General features: G+C 55.0%; 20 protein-coding genes and 1 tRNA gene. 7 read left to right on the plus strand and 14 right to left on the minus strand.

Going from position 1 to position 22,485, the window contains the following annotated elements:
• Positions 1–13: 13 nt before the first annotated feature.
• The 8 genes from WNZ14_RS03385 to tesB all read right to left on the minus strand — a co-directional run bounded on the left by WNZ14_RS03385 (position 14) and on the right by tesB (position 9,410).
• Positions 14–826 (minus strand): exodeoxyribonuclease III, encoded by an 813-nt coding sequence (locus WNZ14_RS03385; RefSeq protein WP_342867188.1) that lies wholly within the window; start codon positions 824–826, stop codon positions 14–16.
• A gap of 137 nt (positions 827–963) precedes the next feature.
• On the minus strand, positions 964–1,647 hold the full coding sequence (locus WNZ14_RS03390; RefSeq protein ID WP_342867189.1) for an outer membrane lipoprotein carrier protein LolA: 684 nt from the start codon (positions 1,645–1,647) through the stop codon (positions 964–966).
• Positions 1,648–1,729: 82 nt separating this feature from the next.
• Positions 1,730–4,360 (minus strand): DNA translocase FtsK, encoded by a 2,631-nt coding sequence (locus tag WNZ14_RS03395; RefSeq protein WP_342867190.1) that lies wholly within the window; start codon positions 4,358–4,360, stop codon positions 1,730–1,732.
• A 184-nt stretch (positions 4,361–4,544) separates the two neighbouring features.
• Positions 4,545–5,885, minus strand: coding sequence for an ammonium transporter (locus WNZ14_RS03400; protein ID WP_342867191.1), 1,341 nt, complete (start codon positions 5,883–5,885; stop codon positions 4,545–4,547).
• Between the two features lie 19 nt (positions 5,886–5,904).
• A complete protein-coding gene (locus WNZ14_RS03405; protein ID WP_342867192.1) occupies positions 5,905–6,255 on the minus strand; it encodes a P-II family nitrogen regulator in 351 nt (116 codons plus the stop codon).
• Positions 6,256–6,597: 342 nt separating this feature from the next.
• On the minus strand, positions 6,598–7,944 hold the full coding sequence (locus WNZ14_RS03410; protein WP_342867193.1) for an ammonium transporter: 1,347 nt from the start codon (positions 7,942–7,944) through the stop codon (positions 6,598–6,600).
• Positions 7,945–7,963: 19 nt separating this feature from the next.
• Positions 7,964–8,314: a P-II family nitrogen regulator gene (locus tag WNZ14_RS03415; RefSeq protein ID WP_342867192.1), complete on the minus strand. Its 351-nt coding sequence runs from the start codon at positions 8,312–8,314 to the stop codon at positions 7,964–7,966.
• 217 nt (positions 8,315–8,531) lie between these two features.
• Positions 8,532–9,410 carry an acyl-CoA thioesterase II gene (tesB, locus tag WNZ14_RS03420; RefSeq protein ID WP_342867194.1) on the minus strand — a complete coding sequence of 293 codons (879 nt, stop codon included), beginning with the start codon at positions 9,408–9,410 and terminating at the stop codon, positions 8,532–8,534.
• A 157-nt stretch (positions 9,411–9,567) separates the two neighbouring features.
• Between tesB and WNZ14_RS03425 the strand changes: the two genes are divergently transcribed.
• Positions 9,568–10,794 carry a ubiquinone biosynthesis hydroxylase gene (locus WNZ14_RS03425; protein ID WP_342867195.1) on the plus strand — a complete coding sequence of 409 codons (1,227 nt, stop codon included), beginning with the start codon at positions 9,568–9,570 and terminating at the stop codon, positions 10,792–10,794.
• Between the two features lie 17 nt (positions 10,795–10,811).
• On the opposite strand, the gene WNZ14_RS03430 is transcribed toward WNZ14_RS03425, so the two are convergent.
• The 5 genes from WNZ14_RS03430 to WNZ14_RS03450 form a co-directional block, all read right to left on the minus strand.
• Positions 10,812–11,387: a helix-turn-helix domain-containing protein gene (locus WNZ14_RS03430; RefSeq protein WP_342867196.1), complete on the minus strand. Its 576-nt coding sequence runs from the start codon at positions 11,385–11,387 to the stop codon at positions 10,812–10,814.
• A gap of 96 nt (positions 11,388–11,483) precedes the next feature.
• The gene (locus tag WNZ14_RS03435; protein WP_342867197.1) at positions 11,484–11,705 is read right to left on the minus strand and encodes a Trm112 family protein; all 222 of its coding nucleotides are present in this window, start codon (positions 11,703–11,705) and stop codon (positions 11,484–11,486) included.
• Between the two features lie 15 nt (positions 11,706–11,720).
• Positions 11,721–12,398, minus strand: a complete 678-nt coding sequence (locus WNZ14_RS03440) for an LON peptidase substrate-binding domain-containing protein (RefSeq protein WP_342867198.1) — start codon at positions 12,396–12,398, stop codon at positions 11,721–11,723.
• An 83-nt stretch (positions 12,399–12,481) separates the two neighbouring features.
• Positions 12,482–13,471 (minus strand): thioredoxin, encoded by a 990-nt coding sequence (gene trxA, locus WNZ14_RS03445; protein WP_342867199.1) that lies wholly within the window; start codon positions 13,469–13,471, stop codon positions 12,482–12,484.
• Positions 13,472–13,520: 49 nt separating this feature from the next.
• A complete protein-coding gene (locus WNZ14_RS03450) occupies positions 13,521–14,018 on the minus strand; it encodes a prolyl-tRNA synthetase associated domain-containing protein (protein ID WP_342867200.1) in 498 nt (165 codons plus the stop codon).
• Positions 14,019–14,344: 326 nt separating this feature from the next.
• Between WNZ14_RS03450 and WNZ14_RS03455 the strand changes: the two genes are divergently transcribed.
• The 5 genes from WNZ14_RS03455 to WNZ14_RS03475 all read left to right on the plus strand — a co-directional run bounded on the left by WNZ14_RS03455 (position 14,345) and on the right by WNZ14_RS03475 (position 21,135).
• Positions 14,345–14,419 (plus strand) — tRNA-Gly (locus WNZ14_RS03455).
• Between the two features lie 270 nt (positions 14,420–14,689).
• Positions 14,690–15,856, plus strand: coding sequence for a DNA cytosine methyltransferase (locus tag WNZ14_RS03460; protein WP_342867201.1), 1,167 nt, complete (start codon positions 14,690–14,692; stop codon positions 15,854–15,856).
• Positions 15,853–18,834 (plus strand): sensor histidine kinase, encoded by a 2,982-nt coding sequence (locus WNZ14_RS03465; protein ID WP_342867202.1) that lies wholly within the window; start codon positions 15,853–15,855, stop codon positions 18,832–18,834. Before WNZ14_RS03460 ends, WNZ14_RS03465 begins: the two co-directional genes overlap by 4 nt.
• Positions 18,824–20,644 carry a response regulator receiver domain gene (locus WNZ14_RS03470; RefSeq protein ID WP_342867203.1) on the plus strand — a complete coding sequence of 607 codons (1,821 nt, stop codon included), beginning with the start codon at positions 18,824–18,826 and terminating at the stop codon, positions 20,642–20,644. Before WNZ14_RS03465 ends, WNZ14_RS03470 begins: the two co-directional genes overlap by 11 nt.
• Before the next feature lie 44 nt (positions 20,645–20,688).
• Positions 20,689–21,135 carry a very short patch repair endonuclease gene (locus WNZ14_RS03475; protein WP_342867204.1) on the plus strand — a complete coding sequence of 149 codons (447 nt, stop codon included), beginning with the start codon at positions 20,689–20,691 and terminating at the stop codon, positions 21,133–21,135.
• Positions 21,136–21,635: 500 nt separating this feature from the next.
• On the opposite strand, the gene WNZ14_RS03480 is transcribed toward WNZ14_RS03475, so the two are convergent.
• Complete coding sequence (locus WNZ14_RS03480) at positions 21,636–21,923, minus strand: hypothetical protein (RefSeq protein WP_342867205.1); 288 nt, start codon at positions 21,921–21,923, stop codon at positions 21,636–21,638.
• A 169-nt stretch (positions 21,924–22,092) separates the two neighbouring features.
• Between WNZ14_RS03480 and WNZ14_RS03485 the strand changes: the two genes are divergently transcribed.
• The gene (locus WNZ14_RS03485; RefSeq protein ID WP_342867206.1) at positions 22,093–22,287 is read left to right on the plus strand and encodes a helix-turn-helix transcriptional regulator; all 195 of its coding nucleotides are present in this window, start codon (positions 22,093–22,095) and stop codon (positions 22,285–22,287) included.
• Positions 22,288–22,485 lie beyond the last annotated feature (198 nt).

Raw genomic sequence — 22,485 nt, forward strand, 5'->3', positions numbered from 1 at the left:
GCCTGCTTGAGGCCTATAACTCAAAATGTGCAGTTACCGGCACATGATCCGATGGCCGTTCCCAGCCGCGTGCCTCACGCAATACATCAATGCGTTTGAGCGCGGGCGCCAGGTCAGCCGAAGACCAGACGTGGTCCAGCCGTCGACCCCGGTCGGCGGTGTCCCAGTCCTTTGCCCGATAGCTCCACCAAGTGAAGATCTTCTCTTCCGGCGGGATATGGGTTCGGATCAGATCGACCCAGGCCCCGGCCTTCTGCATCGCCACGAAGTTCTCCGTCTCGATCGGTGTGTGGCTGACCACTTTCAGGAGCTGCTTGTGGGACCAGACGTCGGTTTCCAGCGGCGCAATATTGAGATCGCCAACCAGGATCGAAGACACCCCTTCGGCTTGTTCTGCCTCGGCATGAAGCAGCTTCATTTGCTCGACAAAATCGAGTTTGTGGGCAAATTTCGGATTGATCTCGCGGTCCGGCTCATCACCGCCCGCCGGCACATAGAAATTGTGGATCCGGATCCTCTTTGATCCCGGCACCTCGACAATCGCCGAGACATTTCGGGTATCATCGATCGCGCAATAGGTCTGGCGCCGGTCATCTTTCAGCGGCAACCGGGATATGATGGCGACGCCGTGGTATCCCTTCTGACCATGAATGGCGATATGCTCATACCCGAGCTTGCGGAACGCAGAGCTCGGGAAAGCGTCATTGGGACACTTGGTCTCCTGCAGGCACAACACGTCAGGCTGATAGGTTTCGAGAAAATGCTGCACCAGCGGAAGCCGCAGCCGGACGGAGTTGATATTCCAGGTCGAAACGGAAAACGCCAAATCAGATCGCCTTCTTGGATGTGAGCCTGCCTGTATGTGGCTGATTAGACAGCCAAGGGCAAGCCGATCCAGGCGATGAGACGCAAATCAGCCGTCATCCACAATTGAGTGAAGACTCGATCCCAAACAGCGCTGGCTCAGCCGTCACTTGGACGCTTTGTCGGCTGAATCTGCCCATAAGGCACTTCGAACACATCTGCCGCGAACTTGACGCCGGCCTGAACATTGAAAATCATCACTGACGTGTCCTTGCCTTGGGCATCGCGAATGGTCCACTGCTTCAGCTCAAAGGTTGTCGGATCGAACATCATGCTGATGGTCGAATCACCGAAAATCGACTTGTTGCCGAGAACAATCGTCGTCAGGTCCGGGTCTTCCTTGACCGAGCGCACTGTTTCGCCGGAGAGGTCGATCCGGTCGGAAAGCAGCAGTTTCAGCGGTGTCTTGCCGTAGGGGTAAAGATCCCATGTCCTCAGCTTTCGATTGCCGATCACCACGTTCCGCCCGTCAGAAATCACCCGGACAGCCGAGGGCTCCTCATAGTTGAAGCGGAGCTTGCCGGGACGCTCGATGAAGAACTTGCCACCCGTCTGCTCGCCATTGGGGCCGAATTGAATGAATTCGCCGGTCATGGTTTTCACGGATGCAAAGTGATCGGCAACCCTTTGCGCCGCATCGGCCGAGCGCGCGCTGCCCGGAAAGGCCATAAGACCAGCCGCAGCAGCCATCAGCGTCAGTCCCAGGCCCAAGCCTCCGCCCAGGAGGGCGCGGCGAGCCGGATCGTGCTGTTGAATCGTGGTGGAAGTGCTCTGCTTCGACATCTCTGTCTCCGTTTCGTTTCGACCTCTGTTTCGGCCAAGACTGCGGCGCCAGTGTGACGCTGAACTTCTCATTCGGATAACCCTAGCGCGGCTCGATATCGTCTTCCGTTGGCACAAGGATTTCCCGCTTGCCGGCATGATTGGCAGCACTGATCACACCTTCGTTTTCCATGCGTTCAATCAGCGAGGCGGCGCGGTTGTAGCCGATTCCAAGCCGCCGCTGGATATAGGAAGTCGAGGCCTTGCCGTCACGCAGGACAATAGCCACTGCCTGGTCATAGGGGTCGTCCGAGTCGGCGAGGTTCGAAGTTCCTGCCGGACCACCGCCGCCACCTTCGGCCTCGTCATCATCCTCGGTGATCGAATCAAGATATTCCGGCACACCTTGCGTCTTCAGGAACGAAACGATGTCCTCGACTTCCTTGTCCGAAACAAACGGCCCATGCACGCGCTGGATGCGGCCGCCGCCGGCCATGTAGAGCATGTCGCCCATGCCGAGCAGCTGTTCGGCGCCCTGCTCGCCCAGAATGGTGCGCGAATCGATCTTCGAGGTCACCTGGAAGGATATCCGGGTCGGGAAGTTGGCCTTGATCGTGCCGGTGATGACATCGACAGATGGACGCTGCGTCGCCATGATCACGTGGATGCCCGCAGCACGCGCCATCTGCGCCAGACGCTGCACCGCGCCTTCGATATCCTTGCCTGCGACCATCATCAGGTCGGCCATCTCGTCGATCAGAACGATGATATAGGGAAGCGGCGTGAGATCGAATTCTTCGGTCTCGTACACAGCCTCACCGGTGTGACGATCAAAACCGGTCTGGACTGTGCGGGTGATCGGCTCGCCTGAAGCCTTGGCCTGTTCAACGCGCGAATTGAAACCGTCGATATTTCGGACGCCGATCTTCGACATCTTCTTGTAGCGCTCTTCCATCTCGCGGACGGTCCACTTGAGCGCCACGACAGCCTTTTTCGGGTCTGTCACCACGGGAGTAAGCAGATGCGGAATACCATCATAAACCGACAGTTCGAGCATTTTCGGATCGATCATGATCAACCGGCACTTTGACGGATCCATCTTGTAGAGGATCGACAGGATCATCGTGTTGATGGCAACCGACTTGCCCGAGCCGGTGGTACCGGCAACCAGCACATGCGGCATCTTGGCAAGATCGGCGATCACCGGCTCGCCGCCGATGGTCTTGCCAAGCGCCAGACCAAGCTTGGCCTTGGAAGTCTCGAAATCACGACTGGCGATCAATTCGCGCAAGTAAACGGTTTCGCGTTTCTGGTTCGGCAATTCAATGCCGATAGCGTTGCGTCCAGGCACGACCGCAACACGCACGGCAATGGCGCTCATAGAGCGGGCGATGTCATCGGCGAGCCCGATGACCCGCGAGGACTTGATACCGGGGGCTGGTTCCAGTTCGTACAAGGTAACGACCGGACCCGGCCGGACATGAATGATCTCGCCCTTGACGCCGAAATCCTGCAGCACGCCTTCAAGCATGCGGGCGTTCTGCTCAAGCGCCTCGGGAGACAGGGTGGTATCCTTGACCACATTGCGCGCCTCGGTCAGCAAATGCACCGATGGCAGCGTGAAGCCGTGATCCTCAAGCATGGACCCTTGCGCATCGCGTTGAACCCGCCCGCCGGGCTTGGGCCGTTCGGCAGGCGCCGCAATGCGTGGAGACGGGGTGACCCGTGTCTGGGCAGGCGCAGTCTGGGGACGCCAGTCTGCTGCAGGGTCCTCGTCGTCACCCATGTCGTCAGACAGGACGCCATCGGGAAGCGGTTCATCGTCAATATCGAATGGCGGCGCATCATCAACCTGCACCGGTCGCGACCGCGTCAACGGGGCGAATCCAGGCTCGATCCTGTCACCGACCGGACGCGCGACCCCCTCATACAGCTCGCCTCCAGCGTCGGCATACTCGCTGTTAAGATCAAGCGGGGAATCCGGCATCACCCGCAGCTTTCTGAGGCTCGCGAGGCCAGTCATCCGCCGGATGCGACCGCGCGTGGTGAACCAGGCATGGTGGATCGCACCAAGAACGAGCGAACCGCTCGGCGCTTCATCCAAATCATCCACATCATCTTCCACGATCGGCGCGTCATTGCTTTGGGCATCCGTGCCGCGGCCAATTAGGCCGGCGCCAAAGAGCAACAGCCAACACGCCACCGGCGCAATCAGAACTCCCAGAATGACGGCGACAAGACCGGACGGAAAACCGCCGGTAAACACAGACGGGATCTTGAGCGCCATATCGCCGAGCACGCCGCCGAGCCCGTTTGGCAAAGGCCAGCTCTGTGAGCGCGGCAGCAGACCAAACAGCGCGGCTGTCAGCCATGCGCCGCCAAACCAGGCGGCTGCGCGGCGCGAAATTCGGTCGACGGGACGATTGCGCAACAGGCCAATGGCCCAGAACAGGGCCGGCAGCAGACCGATGACGCCCGCCAGCCCGAAAAACTGCATGACAAGATCGGCAAATGCGGCACCGCTGAATCCCAGAGCATTGCCTGCAACTGCGCCATTCGCGTTGGAAAAACTCGGATCCGTGACATTCCAGGTTGCAAGTGCCGCGATGGCAAGCGCCAGCCCGGCAAGAATGACCAGACCAATGACAAACCGGATCTGCCGTCGCACCAGTTCGCCCAGCAATGTGCTGTGCGAAGGAACGCCCGACGAGAGGGAAGAAGAGCCTGACTGCATGGTTACACAATGTCCGAATCGGGTTTTGGGCCCTTGCGAACCCATCTTCGGCAAATCTAACCACTCCCGGGTTAATGTGGCATTAACCATGCAGGCTGCTGAACCGGCAAAATGGAAGGCTGAATGTAAAAACGCGGCCCGAAAGTCCGGGCCGCGTCTTTTTTCAAGCCGTCTTCAGGCTTGATCAGCCGTGGTAGGCCGCTTCGCCATGCGAGGCCAGATCGAGGCCCTGGCGTTCGTCTTCCACGCTGACGCGCAGACCAATGGTCATATCGACGACCTTGTAGAGGATAAGCGAGACGATACCGCACCACAGGATGGTGACGCCGACTGCGGAGGCCTGGATGACAAACTGCGATCCAACGGCGTAATCTTCACCGCCAGCACCGCCGAGGCTTGGCATGTTGACGATCGCGGTACCAAGAGCGCCGACAATACCGCCGACGCCATGGATGCCGAACACGTCCGCCGTGTCGTCATAGCCAAACTTGTTCTTCACCACTGCGACAAAGTAGTAGCAGACCGCAGAAGCGACAGCGCCGAGCACGATGGCGCCAACCGGGCCGGCGAAGCCGGCCGCCGGTGTGACCGCAACCAGTCCTGCAATCATGCCTGAGACCGCACCGAGCAGCGAAGTCTTGCCGCGATGCATGGTTTCGATCACTGTCCAGGCAAGGATTGCACCAGCGGTTGCGGTGAAGGTGTTGATCATCGCAAGCGCGGCGCCACCATTGGCTTCGAGGTTTGAACCGGCGTTGAAGCCGAACCAGCCGAACCACAGCAGCGATGCGCCAACCATGGTCAGTGTCATCGAGTGCGGCGCCATCATGTCACGCCCGAACCCGGTGCGCTTGCCAATCAGGATTGCGCCGATCAGACCGGCAATGCCGGCGTTGATGTGAACGACCGTGCCGCCGGCAAAATCCAGCGCGCCCATCTTGAACAGCAGGCCGTTGGCATCCCAAACCATATGCGCAATCGGGAAGTAGACGAAGGTAACCCACAGCGCGACAAACAACATGAGCCCGGAAAACCGGATGCGTTCGGCAAAGGCGCCGACAATCAGCGCCGGTGTGATGCAGGCAAACGTCATCTGGAACGCGATGAAGATGTATTCCGGGATCATCACGCCATCCGAGAAGGTGGCGGCTTCGCTGGCGGCAGTTACGCCCGAAAGAAACAGCTTGGCGGTTCCGCCCCAGAAGGCGCTTTCAGATCCGCCGAAGGCGAACGAATAGCCATAGAAGATCCAGATTACCATCACCATGGCGGTGATCATCGTGCACTGGAGCAGGACCGAGAGCATGTTCTTGGCACGTACCAGGCCGCCATAGAACAGGGCCAGGCCCGGCAGGATCATCAAGAGAACCAGAATGGTCGAGACCAGCATGAAAGTGGTGTCGCCCTTGTCCATTGTGGTGGCAGCAGCGTCCTGCGCGAAGGCCGGAACGGCGAAGGCTGCAAGTGCGCCCGCTGCCATCAACCCGAGCCGAAGCGGGGATTTGTGTGACATCTGAAGTGTCATGGGTGTGTCTCCTGTTGCCTTACAACGCGTCGGCGTCGGTTTCGCCGGTGCGGATACGCATGGCCTGTTCAATCGAGTAAACGAAGATCTTGCCGTCGCCGATCTGGCCGGTCTTGGCAGACGTCGCGATGGCGTCCACAGCCTTGTCGACCGCATCCGTCGCAACCGCGATTTCAATCTTCAGTTTCGGCAGAAAGCTCACCGCGTATTCCGTCCCGCGATAAATCTCGGTATGCCCCTTCTGTCTGCCGTAGCCTTTGACTTCGCTGACGGTCAGGCCCTGAATGCCAATAGCCGTCAGTGCTTCGCGCACTTCGTCCAGCTTGAACGGCTTGATGATGGCCATCACAATTTTCATCTGGTTTCCCATCCTTTTTATACGCGGCTTTGCCGCCTCTCCTGACAGACATCCCAACACGCGTTGGAGCACCCGCGTGACAATTCCCTATCAAGTGCCGTGCCAATCGGCACTTGCGCGGAAACACAGCCGATACAGCGAGCAACCAGCCCTCACAGGCATCAATCTGCTGAATAATTGTGCAAACAAGCTCGAATTGTTGGCTTATTATTCATCAAAACTATTTTGTAAGCCGCGGTCTCTGGCTGGCTTGATCAGCAAAAAGGGCTGGCTAAAACAAAAAAAGGGGCCCGGAAAACCGGGCCCCGAGGTTGGGATGGAACTCCATCCCGACGGGATTCTTGGGAAGAACAATCAGCCCTTGGTGAATTCCGGGTAGGCTTCGACACCAACTTCGGCCATGTCGAGACCCATCATTTCGTCTTCTTCCGAGGCACGAATGCCGACGGTTGACTTGAGAATGAACCAGATCACGCCAGAGGCCACGAAGGTGAACACACCGATCGAGACGATACCGAGAATCTGGGTTCCGTAGGACATGTCCGGGTTGGAGAACGGCACGATGAAGGTACCCCATATACCGGCCAGAAGGTGAACCGGGATGGCGCCAACAACGTCATCGATCTTGAGCTTGTCGAGCATCGGTACGGCGAAGACCACGATGATGCCGCCGATAGCGCCGATAATGATCGCTGTCAGGGGAGAAGGCATCAGTGGCTCGGCAGTGATCGAGACCAGGCCGGCAAGCGCGCCGTTGAGCGCCATGGTGACGTCGACCTTCTTGTAGAGGATCTGGGTCAGGATCATCGCCGCAATCACGCCGCCACAGGCAGCAAGGTTGGTGTTGGCGAAGATGCGGCTGATGTCAGATGCATCGCCATTGGTGCCCATAGCCAGCTGCGAAGCGCCGTTGAAGCCGAACCAGCCGAGCCACAGGATGAAGGTGCCGAGCGTTGCCAGCGGCATCGACGAACCCGGCATCGGTGTAACCTTGCCGTCTGCGCTGTATTTGCCTTTGCGGGCGCCAAGCAGGATCGCACCGGCGAGAGCTGCCCAGCCACCGACCGAGTGAACCAGCGAAGAACCGGCGAAGTCGGAGAAGCCAGCTTCGCTGAGCCAGCCGCCGCCCCACTGCCAGGAGCCAGTGATCGGATAGAGAACGCCGGTCAGGATTACGGTGAAGATCAGGAAAGGCCAGAGCTTGATGCGCTCTGCAAGCGTACCCGAAACGATCGACGCCGTGGTGGCGCAGAACACCATCTGGAAGAACCAGTCGGATGCGACCGAATAATCGCCTTCGTTGGCGGTGCCGGCATCAGGCCAGCTGTAAGGCATTGGCGTGCCGAAATAGCCGCCATTGACGTCGGTGTACATCAGCGAGTAGCCGATGATCCAGAACATCACGCCTGCAATCGAATAGAGCGCGATGTTTTTCAGGCACTGCATCGAGACGTTCTTCGACCGGACAAGACCGGCTTCAAGCATGGCAAAGCCAGCCGCCATCCACATGACGAGAAAGCCGCCGATGAGGAACAGGAGTGTGTTGAAAATGAAGGCTGTTTCAGCAGCTGTTGCAAATTCGGGTGCTGCGGCAGCTGGGGTTGCATCCTGCGCGAAGGCTGGAAGGGCGAAGGCTGCGAGTGCGCCCGCTGCCATCAACCCGAGCCGAAGCGGGGATTTGTGTGACATCTGAAGTGTCATGGGTGTGTCTCCTGTTGCCTTACAACGCGTCGGCGTCGGTTTCGCCGGTGCGGATACGCATGGCCTGTTCAATCGAGTAAACGAAGATCTTGCCGTCGCCGATCTGGCCGGTCTTGGCAGACGTCGCGATGGCGTCCACAGCCTTGTCGACCGCATCCGTCGCAACCGCGATTTCAATCTTCAGTTTGGGCAGAAAGCTCACCGCGTATTCCGTCCCGCGATAAATCTCGGTATGCCCCTTCTGTCTGCCGTAGCCTTTGACTTCGCTGACGGTCAGGCCCTGAATGCCAATAGCCGTCAGTGCTTCGCGCACTTCGTCCAGCTTGAACGGCTTGATGATGGCCATCACAATTTTCATCTGGTTTCCCATCCTTTTTATACGCGGCTTTGCCGCCTCTCCTGACAGACATCCCAACACGCGTTGGAGCACCCGTCTGACCTAACGGAATCAAATGCCGTGCCAGTTCGGAAAAATCAGGTGAAGATGTTGATATAAAAGGACATTATTTGACAACTGGATTCAGTTGTGGGGCCCGCACAATTACAGCAGGTCAATTATTAGGCAAATATTAACTTATGCACAATAATTAGGCTTTTGCCCGATCTCGAATCAATCCTTCTTGCGCCACCGAGGCAATCAGCGTGCCGTCGCGCTGATAAAGGCTTCCACGGGTGAAGCCTCGAGAGCCATTCGTATTGGGCGAATCCATGCTGTAGAGCAGCCAGTCATCGAGTTTAGAAGGCCGGTGAAACCACATCGCATGGTCAAGGCTGGCAACCTGCAGATCGCGGTCAAACACTGAGCGGCCATGGGCGAACAGGGCCGTATCCAGAAGCGTCATGTCGGACAGGTAAGCCAGAATGGCCGCCTGAATGATGTGATCATCGGGCACCGGTCCTGTTGTCCGGACCCAGACTTTCTGCTGCGAATCCAGTTTCTGGTCGGAAATATAGTGTTCCAGCGAAAGCGGTCGCACCTCGATCGGCCGCTCACGCTCCCAGTAATTGCGGATGTGATCAGGCGCGCCGGTCAGAAATGCCTCGCGCATCTGTTCCCTGCCCGGCAGGTCCTGCGGCTGCGCCACGTCAGGAATCGGGTCCTGGTACTCAAGCCCTTCCTCCACTTTCTGGAAGGAAGCCGACAGCGAGAAAATTGCCTTGCCGTGCTGGATGGCGACAACCGAGCGGGTAGCAAAACTCAAGCCATCCCGAATCCGGTCAACCTCGTAGATAATGGGGGCGGCAGGATCACCTGGCCGCATGAAATACGCATGCAGCGAATGTACTGGCCGGTCAGCCCCGATCGTGCGTTGCGCCGCAACCAGCGCTTGCCCGATCACCTGGCCACCAAAGACACGCTGCCAGCCAACCTGCGGGCTGGTTCCGCGGAACAGGTCCTGCTCGAGCCGTTCAATATCGAGGCTGGAGAGCAGTTGTTCCATGGCGGTGGGAGCTGTGCGCGACATTTTGGTTTTCTCGCAGAGGTGGGCTGAAGGATGACAATGCGGTATACGGTGTCATGACGCCGCTGCAAAGACCGGAGCCGCCATATCTGGCGCGAAGGAACCATTGCCGGTGTCCCAGGTTGGAATGTTGGGCCTAGATATTGAGAAGGAAAATGCGATGACGACCCAGAGCCTTGATATTCTGGTGTGTGGCGGCGGATATGTCGGCCTTTCGGCCGCCGTTGCGCTTAAACTCGCAGCCCCTTCGCTGGATATCGCCGTGATTGACGCAGCACCGCCTGAAGTCTGGCGCAAGGATCAGCGCGCCTCGGCAATCGCGGCTGGCGCCAAGCGCCTGCTGACGACACTTGGCGTCTGGAGCGAGATCGAGCCCAATGCCCAGCCCATCAACGATATGGTCATCACTGATTCGCGCACATCAGATCCGGTTCGGCCGGTGTTCCTGACATTTGATGGCGCTATCGAGGACGGCGAACCCTTCGCCCACATGGCGCCAAATGTCGCCATGGTTTCAGCCCTGCGCGAAAAGGCTGCCGAAATCGGCATTACGATCCACCAGTCTGCCGCTGCTTCAGGTCTTGAAATCACCGAATGCGACGCCCGCGTTGAAACATCGGATGGCCGTATCTTCACTGCGAAGCTTGTGGTGGCTGCAGACGGGGTCAAATCCAGCTTGCGCGAAATGGTGGGCATCAAGACCCAGCGCTGGGAATATGGCCAATCGGGAATTGTAACCACGGTCGCCCATGAACGACCGCACAATGGCCGTGCCGAAGAACATTTTCTGCCATCTGGCCCCTTCGCCATCCTACCCCTGACAGGAAACCGGTCGTCTCTGGTCTGGACCGAACGGACAGAGGCTGCCAACCGGCTTGTCGCCGAAGACGATTTTGTCTTCGAGGCTGAGCTTGAACGCCGTTTCGGCCATCATCTCGGTGCGCTGACTGTCGAAGGCGGCCGCAGGGCTTTTCCGCTCGGATTGACGCTGGCGCGCGAATTTGTCCGGCCGCGCCTGGCACTGGCCGGTGATGCCGCTCACGGCATCCATCCCGTAGCCGGCCAGGGGCTCAATCTCGGCTTCCGCGATGTCGCGGCACTGGCTGAAACCGTTGTTGAGGCAAACCGCCTTGGCCTTGATATCGGGTCTTTGACGGTTCTCGAGCGCTATCAGACCTGGCGGCGGTTTGACACGGTTCGGATGGGTGTCACCAGCGACCTCCTCACCCGCATGTTCTCAAACGATATCACCCCGTTGCGGCTGATCCGGGATTTTGGCCTAGGCCTGGTCGACAGGATGCCTGCAATGAAGCGCTATTTCATCAACCAGGCTGCCGGCATCCCGGACGCGTCGGGCCCCCGGTTGTTGCGCGGCGAGACCATCTGACCTGATGGTCAATGCTCCTACTGCGGCGCGATCTGCAGGCTTTGTTCGGCTCGGCGAAGGCTTTCGGTCAGCACCGTCATGTCGTTGAATGCGTGAGCCAGAGCAATTCCGCCCTGCCACTCGATCACCACGGCACGCGCCCGGGCCATGGCAATTGAAGGTCTGGGTCCGGTTTTTTGCAGCTCGCGGGCGATGAAACTGACCAGCAATTCAAAACTCTGACCGGCGCGGGCCGACGCGTCCGGTGCCACGCGGCGAAAATCCCTGACTGCAGCACTGATCGGGCAGCCATTGTCGACCCGGCTGCGGTTGGATTGACTGAGCCGCTGCAGCAAGAACCTTACGCGCTCTCTCGGATCGCGGGACGCAGCTTCGGCTTCGACCGTCAGCGATTGGGTTTCATCGACAAACACATCCGCCACCGCCAGGGCCAGATCCGCCTTTGTACGGAAATAGTAGAACATGTTGCCCTGCGGTACATCCGCATCACGAGCGATGTCAGCAATGCTGGTTGCGGAAAATCCATGCACCCAGAACAGGCGCGCCGCAGCTGCGACGATCGCTTCGCGCCTTTGATCACCCTTTCTGGACACGAATCCGCCTTTCTGATTTGGTCGGCTGACTCATATCTGGGCGAAACGCTGTGGCCGGTCAAGCATCCTGCAAACGGAGATAAAGCCGGTTCGGGCCTATTCGTCTTCGGGAAGCTGGCGCGCTTCGGAGACCAGCATGATCGGGATGCCGTCACGGACCGGATAGGCCAGATTGGCCCGAACCGAGATCAGCTCCTCCTTCTCCGGGTCAAATTCCAGCGGACCATAGGTCAGCGGGCACACCAGAAGCTCCAGCATCTTTATATCGACTGCACCCCTTGAACGGAGGATTTTGGCTGGCTCGATCTCTTTTTTCATTCTCGCGGAATACGCCTATTGCAGAACCCGTGCATAGTCGTCCGAATCGCGCGCCAGGGCAATCTCCGTGATGGCGATCAGCGTTTCCGCTCGCACCCTCAGATTATCCGCTTCCAGCAACGCCTGTTTCTCCGCAGGACCGTAAGGTGACATCATCGACAGTGAATTGACCAGCGTTTGGGTGCTCGCCCGCTCGACCGAATTCCAGTCGGCCTCAAGATCATTGGCTTCCAGATAGGCCTTGAAACTGTCAAGCAGCGCTTTCCGGTCAACTTCAGCGCCGTCATCATCGGATTCGAGATCGCCAAGGAAAGGCGAAATCCGGCACACTCTGTAAGGCTTGCGCCCTTTTTCGAGTTCACCACCAACCCTGAACCTGCAAACCCCGCCCAAAGTGATGACATAGCGGCCATCGCCGGTTTCGGAAAAGGAGGTAATGCGCCCCAGACAGCCGACACTACAGAGATCTTGCACCGGCCCATTGCGGGCTTCTCCCTCGGTGAGGGCAGGCTGAATGACCCCGATCAGCCGGTTGGAACTCATGGCATCATCGAACATGGCAAGATATCGCGGCTCAAAAATGTTGAGCGGCAATTGGGCGCCCGGCAGCAAAAGCGCACCAGACAGCGGAAACACCGGAACGACTTCCGGTATATCCGCTTGAACTCGATAGGATTTGTTCCCGACTTGCATGCCTTTACGCCTCAATGTTCACCACACACCGAAATGTGGAGCAAGATCACGAATTCTCAAGTCCCTGCCTGAGAATCAGGCACTCAGGAAAACAGCAGGGATGACAGTTGCCGCCGCGCCGACAGGGTCGCGGGATCCATCGGACCCCAGGCCTCGAAAAACTCGAGCAGCACCTTGCGTGCTGCCTCGTCTTCCCAGGCCCGGTCCTTGCGCATGATCGTGAACAGCTCGTCGGCCGCTGATTCGCGATCACCTTGCGCGTTGAGGATCTTGGCAAATTTGAGCCTGGCTTCGTGATCCGCCGGATTGGAAGCCAGACGAGCCTCAAGCTCGACCGGATCGCCGAGTTCGGCAACTTCCCGTGCCATCTCCAGCCGCTTGAAGACCGAGGCAACTTCAAGATCCTTACGATCTTCAGGAGGAACGGCACTCAACAGCTTTTCAGCACGGTCAAGTTCGCCGGCGGCCAGCATGCAGCCGGCCATACCGGCAATCGCACCGACATGAGTCTGATCCATCTGCAGGATTGCGGCAAAGCCACGCGCTGCCGCCTCGACCTCACCGGCGGTGAACGCTTCACGCGATTGCGCCAGGATCTCTTCAATCTGGTCCTCGGCCGACGACTTTGGCGGAGGGCCGGCAACCTTGTCGATGAACTCACGGATCTGGCTTTCAGGAAGCGCGCCCATGAAGCCGTCAACCGGTTTGCCGCCGGCAAAGGCAACCACGGCAGGAATAGACTGAATCCCCATCTGCCCCGGAATTGCCGGATGATCATCAATATTGAGCTTGACCAGTTTGACCCGGCCATTGGATTCACGCACCACTTTCTCGATGATCGGGGTAAGCTGTTTGCAGGGTCCGCACCACGGCGCCCAGAAATCGACCAGCACTGTGACATCCTGGGACGCCTTGATCACGTCAGCCGTGAAATCGGCAGTCGTGGTGTCCGAGATCAACTCACCCGCAACGCCGCCAGCGCCTTGAGCCGGTTTTGGCTTGTCGCCAAAGGTCACCGTGCCGCTCATCTGGCCGCCTGAAGACGCAGCATAGGGATTGTCATAGTCACTCATGGGTCTGTTTCCGTGCCTGCTGTAAGATATCTTTGTTTAAAATCGTGTTTTAGACCGAAACTTTCAAGATCATCGGCTCATGACCGGTATGGGCGAGAAATCGCTTGAGATCCTCACGCCCTATCGATGTCGTCGCATCATTGCTCAACGGATGAGCATTTATAACCTCGTGCTCCAGAAGCGGCGCGTCAATGACGATTGTCACATCATGGTCTGGATCGTTGATAGCACAGAAAATGGTGACCGAGCCCGGCGTCACGCCAAGCTTTTCCATCAACGCTTCCGGCTTTCCGAAGGAAACCCGCCCGCTCGCCCCTATAAGGCCATGGATCGTCTTCAGGTTCACTTCCGCATTTTCTTCGAGCGTCACCAGAAAATAGGCCCCCTTCTTGTCCTTGAGGAACAGGTTCTTTGTATGCCCCCCCGCAATATCATCAGACAAGGACTGGGATTCAGCGACCGTGAACACAGGCGCATGATCAACAGTCGGATGCGCAATGCCCAGCGCGTCAAGGCAGTCGAAAAGTTCCTGGCGGGTCTTTGGCATGGGATCAACTCTTGCTGGAATGAACACGTCAATTCGGGTGACACTGAAGCGCGACCTCTAGCAGTCCGCCTGTCTTCAGCCTGATTTTCATCCTTGATAGGCAACCCGGCAATTCTGCGCAATGGCTGCGTCTTTCAAAGCGGAACCGCTGTGCCAACGCCAGCCTAACCCGCTGCAATGGCCCGGCGGAACGACCCCGATTGCGATATAGTGCAATCGACTGAAAATTCCCTGTTGCAATTGAAAGCAGGTTGCGCCATATAGCGCCGGTCCGGGCCGGAACGGCTTGGACAACCGGTCCGAGTTACCCACGGACATGGTGATGAGCGGGCGTAGCTCAGGGGTAGAGCACAACCTTGCCAAGGTTGGGGTCGGGCGTTCGAATCGCCTCGCCCGCTCCAAATCTTCTTTGATTTGAAATGCTTACAGGCTCGGGTAACCGGGCCTTTTTGCTGTATGGCCGCTGGGGAGCAGGTAGGGGAGTGCCGCGATTTATGCGCTGCAAATTTAAGCGTGCTCTTGTGATTAGGAACACCAAATCGGCAGGCGCGTAGGATCACCTTAACTGTTATTGCTGACCTATGTGGACCGGAGCACGATAGGATAAGACGACGCACTCGACATTTTCATGCTCTGCGATCAAAGTATGTGCAACTTGGAGGTCAGCATGAATGCGGTTTCGTCTTTTGGATGGTGGTTTACAGTTTTGCACAAAGCACCATAACATGTTGAATTGTATCGATTTATTTGCCGGAGCCGGAGGTTTTTCGCTTGCAGCAACGCAGGCGGGCTTCAATGTTCGTTTGGCCGTAGAGAATGACAAACATGCCGCAGAGACATACCGGCGCAATTTGTGCGATGCCTCCAGCTTATTCCCTGTGATGCTGGATGCCGACATCACGTCCCTGTCCCCCGAGGAAGAATTACGTGGGCGTTTTGAGATAGGCGAGGAATGCGATCTGTTGCTGGGTGGCCCACCCTGCCAAGGGTTTTCCGCACATCGTATTAATAACGCCGGCATCAACGACCCACGCAATAAGCTTATTCATACCTATTTCGATTTTGCTCGGACCTTCCGCCCCAAAGCATTCTTGATGGAAAATGTTCCGGGAATGCTCTGGCCGCGCCACCGGGATTATCTCAACAGGTTTATTGAAGAGGGCAGGGAAGCTCATTACAAAATATTCGAACCGGTCGTTTTGGATGCTCGGAATTACGGTGTGCTGCAAAGAAGAAAGCGCGTTTTCGTTCTCGGGCTGCGAGAAGATATAAATGCTGACGATTTTGTCTGGCCGCCTGAGCCGACACACGGAAGCGAGACAGCGTGCCGAGAAAATTCGAACTTGCGGCCGTGGAGTTCTTGCAGATCTGTGTTCGCGCCGGCTCCACAAGGCGATCCCAATGATGTTCACATGAATCACACTAGGGACTTGGTTGAGGTCTTCAATAATACACCTCTGAATGGTGGAAGCCGCAGAGACTCGGGCCGTGTTCTTGCCTGCCATAAAGATCATGATGGTCACAAAGACGTTTACGGTCGCATTGATCCTTCGGGCCCGGCACCGACTATGACGACTGCGTGCATCAATCCGTCAAAGGGAAGATTTGTCCACCCTACAGAACCGCATGGGATAACGGCACGGCAAGCCGCGCGAATTCAGACCTTCCCGGATACTTTTGTATTTGAGGGAGGATTGATGGCCGCCGGACGACAAATCGGAAATGCAGTGCCAGTCGAATTCGGGCGAGTTCTCATTGAACACATCAAACCTCTGCTGCAATCAGGAAACACGCTGACCAAGCCCGCTGAACTTGAAAAAGGGCTTGAGCCGGTATGATCAAAGGCATTTCGTTCCAGACAAAAGCAAGAACGGTCGATCATCTCGGTCGGGAGCAAATTGCAGATACGCCGACAGCTGTTTCTGAGCTTTGGAAAAATGCATATGATGCGTACGCGCGTCATGCCGAGTTGAATATTTACGACGGAGATCCGCCTATCGCGACTATCGTCGACGACGGACACGGAATGAACCGCGATGAGTTCATTAGTCGTTGGCTCGTTGTTGGCACAGCGTTCAAGGCAGCGATTGATAAAACACCTCTCAGGGATCGGAATGGTTTGCGCGCCCGGCCGCGTCAGGGACAGAAAGGCATAGGGCGGCTCTCTTGTGCAAATCTTGGTTCGATTCTTCTTTTCGTGTCGAAGAGAGAGAATGACGATTTTGTTGCTGCTCTTGTTGATTGGCGTCTTTTTGAAAACCCCTTTCTCAATCTTGCCGATATTGAGCTGCCTGTTACCGAGTTCTCCACTAAAGTCGAGCTACTTGCTCAGGTTCCGGGTCTTGTTGATGAGCTTCTCCAAAATGTCATTGGCGGCCCTGACCACGCACGCTCCACACGCATAAAGGAAGCATGGGCATCATTCGATGCGATGCACGTAGAGGAGGTTAGGGACGGGACCTCCAATAGGGACCAGTTACCTTCGGAAGAACTTCTAACCTCCATCAAGCGCCTCAATTTTCAAGAACGTCATTTAGAGCAATGGAGTGTCTGGACGGACGACAGCAGCCACGGCACGGCGCTCCTGATTGCCGAAATTAATCATGACTTGCGAGTGCAGCTTCAGAATGAAATTCTTGATACCTCTGACGAAAGGACAAAGAAGCGGTTTTTCGAAACCCTTTCAGGTTTTGTTGATCCTTTTCGGGATCCATCTAGCGTTGAGGTCAATGCTACCGACCCTCAGTTCTCAAACGCGGTTCGTGTTTGGCATAACGATAAATCCGTTCTGATCTTGGGAACAGAGAAACAATTTAGTCTTAAAGATTTGCAGCCCATGGAACACCAGATTTTCGGGTTCATGGATGAAAAGGGCATCTTTCGAGGCCGTGTGAAAGCGTTTGGTCAGTGGGTGCAAGAGGAATGCGTGATAGAGCCGCCCAGGAATCTAAATATTCCTGATCGTACTGACAGCAAAACTGGACCATTCGATATATATATTGGTGCGATAGAGTTTGATCAAAACAATACGACACATTCAAAAGAAGAATTTCAACATTTCCTTGACCTAGCTGAGCGCTATGCTGGCTTCATGGTCTATCGGGACGGTTTGCGTGTGTTGCCGTTTGGGCGTGAAGACAACGACTTCTTTGAGATTGAGAGCAGAAGGTCCCGAAGTGCTGGTCGAGAGTTTTGGAACAAAAGACAAATGTTCGGGCGCATTGCCATTAGCCGTGCTCGAAACCCAAACTTGAAGGACAAGGCTGGCCGAGAAGGTATAATAGATAATCGAGCGGCGAAAACCTTGAGAGAATTAGTCTCTCATGTGCTCATGCTCTCAGCCCGACGTTATTTTGGCTCGTCCTCTGAGTATCGAAAAACACTGCTACCGAACATTCGAAAGACTAACAACGCCCAGAGATTTGAAGAAGCGCAGCGCAAACAGCGCGAAAAAGAAAGACGGTCCTTTCGAATACGGTTAAATAAGCTAGCGAGTGAGATAGATCTATTCTTAAGAGAGATATCGATATTTTGTACAACACTGAAAATAGAAACAGAGGCCGATTTAGCGAATGCGCAATCTGCACTGGATAATTTCAAGATACGTGCTGTGCACTTCCGCCTTGAAAAGCCCGACGGATCTTTGGGGACGCTACAGGACAAGTTTGCAAGCTATCGTAACCAAACACGAACAATGCTGGCGACCATCGACTCCATTTCCGAGACGGTCAACCACGGTCTGGAGGCAATAAGGCCTGTTGATCCTGGAAAGTCGCTAGAGGAGAGATACAAAATGATTGCGCAACAAATGCGTGATCGACTCGGCAGCTGGAAGGAAAAGGTCAGGGAACTCCAGCGAAATGAATTTCAGCGCATCAATACCCTGTCGTCAGACAGGGACAAGCTGTTTTCTGACGAAGCGAAGCCACTAATTCATCGATTCAACACACAAGAGCTGAACTACGTTGAGGCCACCAAGCTATTGGAAGGCTTGAGGGATATGCTTGACGCCGAGAACGCAGATATGTTCGAGTCTTATATTGGGGCGCTTGAAAGTCTTTCGGAAAGTATCGACCTTGAGCATTTGGCCAGATTCGGTATGGAGCAGCTGAGTGAGCTCCGAAGCGAATTGGAGCGTCTGAATAGCTTGGCCCAGCTTGGCATAGCCGTTGAAATTGTCGGGCATGAGCTTCAATCCTACGATGAAATTATCGGCAGCGGTCTACGACGTCTTCCGGATGAGGTACGCGCCAGCAAGGCCGCAAAGGACATTGAGTTTGGCTATGAAGGTCTGACCGATCAATTGCGGTTCTTGTCTCCTCTACGTCTAGCCGGACAAAAAATTCAAAGATGGATTACCGGTGAGGAGATTTTTGGCTATATCAACGATTTCTTCAAAATTACGCTGGCCAACAACAATATAACGTTTGGCGCATCCAATACATTCAAGAATATTCGTGTATTTGATCAGCAATCTCGCCTCTATCCGGTTTTCATAAACTTGGTGAACAACGCCATTTATTGGCTGAGTGTCGGAGAAAACAAAAACCGGCGAATCCTATTCGACGTGCATGGTTCAGAGGTGGTCATTTCCGACAACGGTCCCGGCATAGAGGCCGAGGACTTGGATAGCCTTTTCACACTGTTCTTTACGAAGAAGGTCAGAGGTGGCCGTGGTGTCGGCCTTTATCTCTCGCGCGCAAATCTAACAGCAGGCGGGCACAAAATTAGGTATGAACCTGATACGACTGGGTTACCTCTGCCGGGAGCTAATTTTTTGATTGAGTTTAGGGGCGCAGAGTTCGATGGCGAGTGAGCATCAGCGAGATTTCATCAAAGAAGCATTTATCGATCCCATTCGTTCAGTGTTGATTGTCGATGACGACTATCCAACGTTTGAAGAGATGGCAGACCACCAGATTGCAAAAAATGAAAACAGGCGAGAGCCTTTAGGCAGGAAGAAATGGTTGGATGAACCAGCCCGATTTCGCCGCGTCATTGACAATTTCAGGAACGCGCACAGTCCATTGATGATCGACATTCATGACGGACAAAATGTGGAATTTGATGGCGAAACGGAAACCATAGGCTATCTAAATCAATCAGACTTGCTCGTCTTGGACTTTCATTTGGATCCAACCGATCAAACTGATGGATCGCGCGCTATTAAGATTGCCCGCAAGGTTCTTGGAAACCACCACTTCAACCTTATTGTGGTACATACAAGGACCGACGATATCAGCATCGCCTTCCGCCAGATGCTGAAGGGACTCTTGCCACCAGCTGAGACATTCCTCACTCCAGACCAGGAAACAGAGGCACTGACTCTCCTTCAGGCCGCGGAAGAAGACGATCGTGAAATTTTGCAGAAGCTGCAAGAGAGCATCAAGGATGAACAATATTTGTTCTTTCGAAAGTGCGGCTGTAAATATCCACCGGTCGCAACTACCCCATCCGACGGTCCGTTTGCTCCATCGTATGCAGATTTTGAAGCGCTATGTCAGGATCTAGGATGGCAAGCGGAAAGCATTTCGAGCGTTGCTCTTTTTGTGATGAGAGGCCACGAAAAGAAGATCGCAGCTGAATTGAACCCCGATACAAAATCTACCTTGTCCTGGTCCGGTGACGGAAAAACATGGATAAGATCGGACGCCGGGTTCATCGCATTTTCCAGAAAACAGGACAGTGACGATCTCCTCGATGAGCTGTTGAAGGCGCTGAGGGCTTGGCGCCCAAGACCTTCACGCCTTTTCTTGGCCAAGTTGCGAGCACAAATTGAGAAATTCGGCGTTACGGCTGAAAGCAACGCACTGGGTAACAATAACGTACTCGCACACTGGTACAAAAGGTTGCTTGATGAAGATGGTGAATCGAGGGATTTTTACATTGGCGAATCGCTAGCGCGTCATACGGAATTGTTGCTTGACTTTATAAAGCCTGAAGTCCAAGAATTTGCCGGTTCCCTTGTGGAGGCAGACGCAAATAATGGCCAAACTTCCAACGCTGTATGTGCGGAATACTTCAACGTAAATTTGGCAGACCCGACGACACAAGCACGAGCACGAAACGAACACAATGCCTTCGTTTGCAGCAAGAATGTTGAAGGGTTTCACCTTACAACAGGCCACGTTTTCAAAACGGAAGATGATTATTGGATCTGTCTTTCTCCTGCATGTGACCTCGTTCCGGGACAGAAGAAATCTCCGGAAACGGGCACCGACATGCCGTTTATGGCAGTTCGTCTCCAAACAGCCGAGGAGCCAGCGGAGAATGCCAAAGCAGATAGGTGGACCCGTTGGTATAAACAAATTCAATCAAATCGGTTCATCTTTTTGCGGATCAACGACGAGCACAAAGTCTTCTGCATAAACAGTCAGCACGAGGAAGGATCTTCGCCAAGAGTTTATCCGCTATACGCAAAGAGGGGTGGCAATTTTTCGAAGGGTACAAAGAATTTTGAATTTATGAAACCAGAGCGAGCTGCCAACCATCGGTTGGTAATGAAGCCATATCCTGCTGAGGTAATCGCACAATTACGCTATGAGTATGCACTTAATTTATTACAAAAGCTCGGTACCTCTATGACGAGAATTGGTCTGGACTTCATAGGCAAGTTCCCCGATTGAAAAATACAGAGATTTTTCTGCCTTCAAATCTCCGAAGCCGCAACATGGCCGCTGTGAAGGGCAAGAATACGCTGCCCGAAATTTTTCTTAGACAGCATCTTCATAAAGCCGGCTTTCGTTATAGGCTTCACGCAAAGGGCTTACCTGGAAAGCCTGATCTCGTCTTTCCAAAAAGAAAAGCCGTGCTGTTCATTCACGGGTGCTTTTGGCACGGGCACGGCTGTCATCGGTTTAGCTGGCCCAAAACTCGAGAGGAGTTTTGGCGTAAGAAAATCACGGGGAATATGGAGCGTGATTTACGCCAGCAAAACATGCTCAGATCTTTGGGGTGGAGGGTTGGGATCGTCTGGAGTTGCGCCCTACAGGGAAAAGCCAAACTCAGCCCAAAGGTGATTATTGATGAGTGCGCCAAATGGCTGAATGGCCCCGATGAGACCTTCGTTTTGCAAGGGCGGATTGATCGAAATAAGTCATCGGTCTCCAGGCCGTAGTTGACGTGCCGCTAAATTTTCATTCAGAACTACTTATTGCGACAAATCGATTGTTTTCAATAGACTATTGGTACAAAAGCAGGAACAACATAAAGCCTTCATTTGGAGAAGTGACTATAAAGTACCATCGATCCGCGCTTCCTTTTGCAAAAAACTATCTGATCCTTCCTCAAAGGCCCAAATGGCAGGTTAGGAATCTGATAATAAAGTTGCTTTGCGGAATGTCTCACCCATTCAGCTTGGCGGATGCCTTGAGCACGTCGTCCGTGGTCTGCTCGAGCACGTAGTCAAAGCGGCGCAGAAGGATAATTGGGGGCATGACAAGACTGCACTGCGGCGGGCGGTTGGACCACGAAGCCGGTTCGCTATCTCCCAGATGGGGAATTTCAACTGGTCATACTCCTGAATATTCACGAAATACTACCTTTTAATCCGAAGCGCTGTGTAGTGAACGGAACAAAACTCAAGGTAGAATGGATCAAGCCAAAGTGCTCAGGATCTCAGGTGTCGTCTTCAGCGCCTTTTTCGATCAACAGCATAGTGAGCTCTTGCTCAGGTACTGCCACCTGGCGGCGCAGACAAAGTCTGTTATCGGTCTCGCGGCTGACCGTGTAGAGAACTTCCCCATTGTTTTGCTGTGGATATTCTGAAATCCGATGGCGGGGCCGCATCAAACCAACGAGACAAAGCAAAAATGTTGGCGGAATGATTATCCATAGAGCCTTTATCCAGTCAGGTGACGATTGGTAGGTGTCGAGCAGATCTGCCCAGAAATTGTAATCCTCCACCACTAGCCTCCGTGAATGTGTCTCATCGCCTCGATAATAGAGACACACACATGATGACTATCGTCTACATTGTAAGCAAGAAAAATGTGACTCATAGTCCGTGGGCTGATGATCCACATTCGGACGTATTGCTCGGATGGAAGACATTCGGCAGATCTTGGCTACCAACATGCGCCTTGCGCGATCTGCAGCAGGGATATCGCAGGAGGAGCTTGCTCACAGGGCCGGTATCGACCGGACCTATGTGTCGGGCATTGAGCGCGGTCGACGCAACCCGACTGTGACTGTCGTGGCTCGCTTTGCCGAAGCATTAGACACCACATCTGCGAACTTGCTGACGCGTGGCGCATTCGCCCAAGAATAGTCAGTCAATAGGTCTCGCGCGCGCACGCGCGAAGGTGGTCCAGAAATCACAAAAGGCGGATTGTGCTCCACTTCGCCGCGATTGCGTACCCGGGTAGGCCGCGCAACGGGGGCGGGGAGTTTTTTATTCCCGGGGGGGGATGACCCACGGAGATAGCCGGGATATCAGCCGCCAGCACCACCATACTCTCGTTAAGGT

The sequence above is a fragment of the Hoeflea sp. AS60 genome, from assembly GCF_038900115.1.
Lineage (GTDB): Bacteria > Pseudomonadota > Alphaproteobacteria > Rhizobiales > Rhizobiaceae > Hoeflea.